This window comes from Bradyrhizobium sp. (genome assembly GCF_019242285.1).
Classification (GTDB): Bacteria; Pseudomonadota; Alphaproteobacteria; order Rhizobiales; family Xanthobacteraceae; genus Bradyrhizobium.
Map to the genome: position 1 here is coordinate 1 of NZ_JAFAVV010000509.1, position 3,882 is coordinate 3,882.

Sequence of the window (3,882 nt, forward strand, 5' to 3'; positions counted from 1 at the left end):
GTCGAGCGCGGCATCGTCAAGGTCGGCGACGAAATCGAGATCGTCGGCCTGCGCGACACCCAGAAGACCACCGTCACCGGCGTCGAGATGTTCCGCAAGCTGCTCGACCAGGGTCAGGCCGGCGACAACATCGGCGCGCTGCTGCGCGGCACCAAGCGCGAGGAAGTCGAGCGCGGCCAGGTGCTGTGCAAGCCCGGTTCGGTCAAGCCGCACACCAAGTTCAAGGCCGAGGCCTACATCCTCACCAAGGAGGAGGGCGGCCGTCACACGCCGTTCTTCACCAACTACCGGCCCCAGTTCTACTTCCGCACCACCGACGTGACCGGTGTTGTGCATCTCCCCGAAGGCACCGAGATGGTGATGCCCGGCGACAACATCGCGATGGAAGTGCACCTGATCGTGCCGATCGCGATGGAGGAGAAGCTCCGCTTCGCGATCCGCGAAGGCGGCCGCACCGTCGGCGCCGGCGTCGTCGCCTCGATCATCGAATAACGAACAAGGGATTGGCGGGTAGCGAATGGTGATCCATTCGCTATTCGCTCCTCGCCACTCACCAGAAGAAAGCTACGGCAATGAACGGCCAGAATATCCGCATACGGCTCAAGGCGTTCGACCATCGCATCCTCGATACGTCGACGCGTGAGATCGTGAACACGGCGAAACGCACCGGCGCACAGGTCCGCGGACCGATTCCGCTGCCGACGCGGATCGAGAAGTTCACCGTCAACCGTTCGCCGCATGTCGACAAGAAGAGCCGCGAGCAGTTCGAGATGCGCACGCACAAGCGCCTGCTCGACATCGTCGATCCGACCCCGCAGACCGTGGACGCGCTGATGAAGCTCGACCTGGCCGCCGGCGTCGACGTCGAGATCAAGCTCTAAGTTTTTGGATTTCGTGCTTCGCCGCGTGGCGAGGCGAGAGAGAGAACAGGAAGCACCAAAGATGCGCTCCGGAGTGATCGCACAGAAGGTCGGGATGACACGGGTCTTCACGGAGGCGGGCGAGCATATCCCCGTGACCGTGCTGAAGCTGGGCAATTGCCAGGTGCTGGGCCATCGCACGACCGACAAGAACGGTTACGTCGCGTTGCAGCTCGGCTCGGGCGCCCGCAAGACCGTCTACATGCCCAAGGCCGAGCGTGGCCAGTTCGCCGTCGCCAAGGTCGAGCCGAAGCGCAAGGTCGCGGAATTCCGCGTCAGTGAGGATGCGCTGATTCCGGTGGGTGCCGAGATCCAGGCCGATCATTTCGTGGTCGGCCAGTTCGTCGACGTGACCGGCACCTCGATCGGCAAGGGCTTTGCCGGCGGCATGAAGCGCTGGAATTTCGGCGGCCTGCGCGCCACCCACGGCGTGTCGGTCTCGCACCGTTCGATCGGTTCGACCGGCGGCCGCCAGGATCCCGGCAAGACCTGGAAGAACAAGAAGATGCCCGGTCACATGGGCGTCGACCGCGTCACCACTCTCAACCTGCGCGTGGTCTCGACCGACGTCGCGCGCGGCCTGATCCTGGTCGAGGGCGCCGTGCCCGGCTCCAGGGGCGGCTGGATCAGGGTGCGCGACGCCGTCAAGAAGCCGTTGCCGAAGGAAGCGCCGAAGCCCGGCAAGTTCAAGGTCGCGGGCAATGGCGAGGCGGCGGAAGCGGTGCCTGCGAAGGAAGGGGCGTGAGATGGAATTGAAAGTCACGACCCTCGAAGGCAAGGCCGCCGGCTCCGTCGAGCTTTCCGACGACATTTTCGGCCTCGAGCCGCGACAGGACATCATCGCCCGCTGCGTGCAGTGGCAGCTCAACAAGCGCCAGGCCGGCACCCACAAGGCCAAGGGACGCGCCGAGATCTGGCGCACCGGCAAGAAGATGTACAAGCAGAAGGGCACCGGCGGTGCCCGTCACGGCTCGGCGCGCGTGCCGCAGTTTCGTGGCGGCGGCCGTGCCTTCGGCCCGGTGGTGCGCTCGCATGCGACCGACCTGCCGAAGAAGGTCCGCGCGCTGGCGCTGAAGCATGCGCTGTCGGCCAAGGCCAAGGATGGCGACCTCGTGGTGATCGAGGCGGCGAAGCTCGAGGCGGCCAAGACCAAGGCGCTGGTCGGCCATTTCGACGGCCTGGGGCTCACCAACGCGCTGATCATCGACGGCGCCGAGCTGCATGACGGCTTTGCCGCCGCTGCCCGCAACATCCCGAACATGGACGTGCTGCCGATCCAGGGCATCAACGTCTACGACATTCTGCGTCGCCAGAAGCTGGTCCTGACCAAGGCGGCGATCGATGCGCTGGAGGCGCGCTTCAAATGAAGACCATCGATCCCCGCCACTACGACGTCATCGTCGCCCCGGTCATCACCGAGAAGGCGACGCTCGCCTCCGAGCACAACAAGGTGCTGTTCAAGGTCGCGGGCAAGGCCACCAAGCCGCAGATCAAGGAAGCGGTGGAGAAGCTGTTCGACGTCAAGGTGAAGAGCGTCAACACGCTGGTGCGCAAGGGCAAGAGCAAGGTGTTCCGCGGCAATTTCGGTTCGCAGTCGGACACCAAGCGCGCGATCGTGACCCTGGAAGAGGGCCACCGCATCGACGTGACCACCGGACTATAAGGTTCAACGACGATGGCATTGAAGAATTACAATCCGACGACGCCGGGCCAGCGCCAGCTGGTCATGGTCGATCGCTCGGCCCTCTACAAGGGCAAGCCGGTCAAGGCCTTGACCGAAGGCAAGCAGTCGAGCGGCGGGCGCAACAACACCGGCCGCATCACCGTGCGTTTCCGCGGCGGTGGCCACAAGCAGGCCTATCGCGTCGTCGATTTCAAGCGCACCAAGGTCGACGTGCCCGCAACGGTGGAGCGGCTCGAATACGACCCGAACCGCACCGGCTTCATCGCCCTGATCAAGTATCAGGACGGCGAGCAGGCCTACATCCTGGCGCCGCAGCGGCTTGCGGTCGGCGACACCATCGTCGCCGGCGACCATGTCGACGTGAAGCCGGGCAACGTCATGCCGCTCGGCAACATGCCGATCGGCACCATCGTGCACAACATCGAGACCAAGATCGGCAAGGGCGGCCAGCTCGCGCGCTCCGCCGGCACCTATGCCCAGCTCGTCGGCCGCGACCAGGACTACGTCATCCTGCGTCTGAACTCGGGCGAGCAGCGCCTGGTCCACGGCCGCTGCCGCGGCACCATCGGCGCGGTGTCGAACCCCGATCACATGAACATCTCGATCGGCAAGGCCGGCCGCAAGCGCTGGCTCGGCCGTCGGCCGCACAACCGCGGCGTTGCGATGAACCCGATCGATCACCCGCATGGCGGCGGTGAGGGCCGCACCTCGGGCGGTCGCCACCCGGTTACGCCATGGGGCAAGCCGACCAAGGGCAAGAAGACCCGCAGCAACAAGTCGACCAACAAATTCATTCTCCTAAGCCGCCACAAGCGGAAGAAGTAAGGAACGCCGGACATGGTTCGTTCAGTCTGGAAAGGCCCGTTCGTCGAGGCTTCGCTGTTGAAGAAGGCGGATGCCGCGCGCGCGTCCGGCCGTCACGACGTGATCAAGATCTGGAGCCGCCGCTCGACCATCCTGCCGCAGTTCGTCGGCCTCGTGTTCGGCGTCTACAACGGCCAGAAGCACGTGCCGGTCTCGGTCAACGAGGAAATGGTCGGTCACAAGTTCGGCGAGTTCTCGCCGACCCGGACCTTCCACGGCCACTCGGGCGACAAGAAAGCCAAGAAGGCTTGAGGATTAAGTCATGAGCAAGCCAAAGCGCGAACGGAGCCTCGCCGACAATGAGGCCAAGGCGGTCGCCCGCATGCTGCGGGTGAGCCCGCAGAAGCTCAATCTGGTCGCCCAGATGATCCGCGGCCGGAAGGCGGCTGCCGCGCTCGCCGACCTGCAGTTCTC

General features: G+C 64.9%; 8 protein-coding genes. All 8 read left to right on the top strand.

Annotated elements, in window-relative coordinates:
- On the top strand, window positions 1-492 hold a 492-nt coding region (locus tag JOY90_RS20185), incomplete at its 5' end, for an EF-Tu/IF-2/RF-3 family GTPase (protein WP_291692869.1).
- 80 nt (window positions 493-572) lie between these two features.
- Entirely contained in the window at window positions 573-881 is a 309-nt protein-coding gene (rpsJ, locus tag JOY90_RS20190; protein WP_002712302.1) for a 30S ribosomal protein S10, read from the top strand.
- Window positions 882-942: 61 nt separating this feature from the next.
- Window positions 943-1,665: a 50S ribosomal protein L3 gene (gene rplC / locus JOY90_RS20195; protein ID WP_291692870.1), complete on the top strand. Its 723-nt coding sequence runs from the start codon at window positions 943-945 to the stop codon at window positions 1,663-1,665.
- 1 nt (window position 1,666) lies between these two features.
- Window positions 1,667-2,287, top strand: coding sequence for a 50S ribosomal protein L4 (gene rplD / locus JOY90_RS20200; RefSeq protein WP_291692871.1), 621 nt, complete (start codon window positions 1,667-1,669; stop codon window positions 2,285-2,287).
- The gene (locus tag JOY90_RS20205; RefSeq protein ID WP_291692872.1) at window positions 2,284-2,583 is read left to right on the top strand and encodes a 50S ribosomal protein L23; all 300 of its coding nucleotides are present in this window, start codon (window positions 2,284-2,286) and stop codon (window positions 2,581-2,583) included. The genes rplD and JOY90_RS20205 overlap by 4 nt, the downstream gene beginning before the upstream one ends.
- 12 nt (window positions 2,584-2,595) lie before the next feature.
- Window positions 2,596-3,429, top strand: a complete 834-nt coding sequence (rplB, locus tag JOY90_RS20210; protein WP_291692873.1) for a 50S ribosomal protein L2 — start codon at window positions 2,596-2,598, stop codon at window positions 3,427-3,429.
- 12 nt (window positions 3,430-3,441) lie between these two features.
- Window positions 3,442-3,720: a 30S ribosomal protein S19 gene (rpsS, locus tag JOY90_RS20215; RefSeq protein WP_025588653.1), complete on the top strand. Its 279-nt coding sequence runs from the start codon at window positions 3,442-3,444 to the stop codon at window positions 3,718-3,720.
- Between the two features lie 10 nt (window positions 3,721-3,730).
- A partial coding sequence (locus JOY90_RS20220) for an uL22 family ribosomal protein (RefSeq protein ID WP_291692874.1) occupies window positions 3,731-3,882 on the top strand: 152 nt, incomplete at its 3' end.

Coding starts and splice junctions, on each gene's coding strand:
- JOY90_RS20205 (WP_291692872.1), top strand. CDS start 2,284: ATGAAGACCATCGATCCCCGCCACTACGACGTCATCGTCGCCCCGGTC.
- rpsS (WP_025588653.1), top strand. CDS start 3,442: ATGGTTCGTTCAGTCTGGAAAGGCCCGTTCGTCGAGGCTTCGCTGTTG.
- rpsJ (WP_002712302.1), top strand. CDS start 573: ATGAACGGCCAGAATATCCGCATACGGCTCAAGGCGTTCGACCATCGC.
- rplB (WP_291692873.1), top strand. CDS start 2,596: ATGGCATTGAAGAATTACAATCCGACGACGCCGGGCCAGCGCCAGCTG.
- rplC (WP_291692870.1), top strand. CDS start 943: ATGCGCTCCGGAGTGATCGCACAGAAGGTCGGGATGACACGGGTCTTC.
- rplD (WP_291692871.1), top strand. CDS start 1,667: ATGGAATTGAAAGTCACGACCCTCGAAGGCAAGGCCGCCGGCTCCGTC.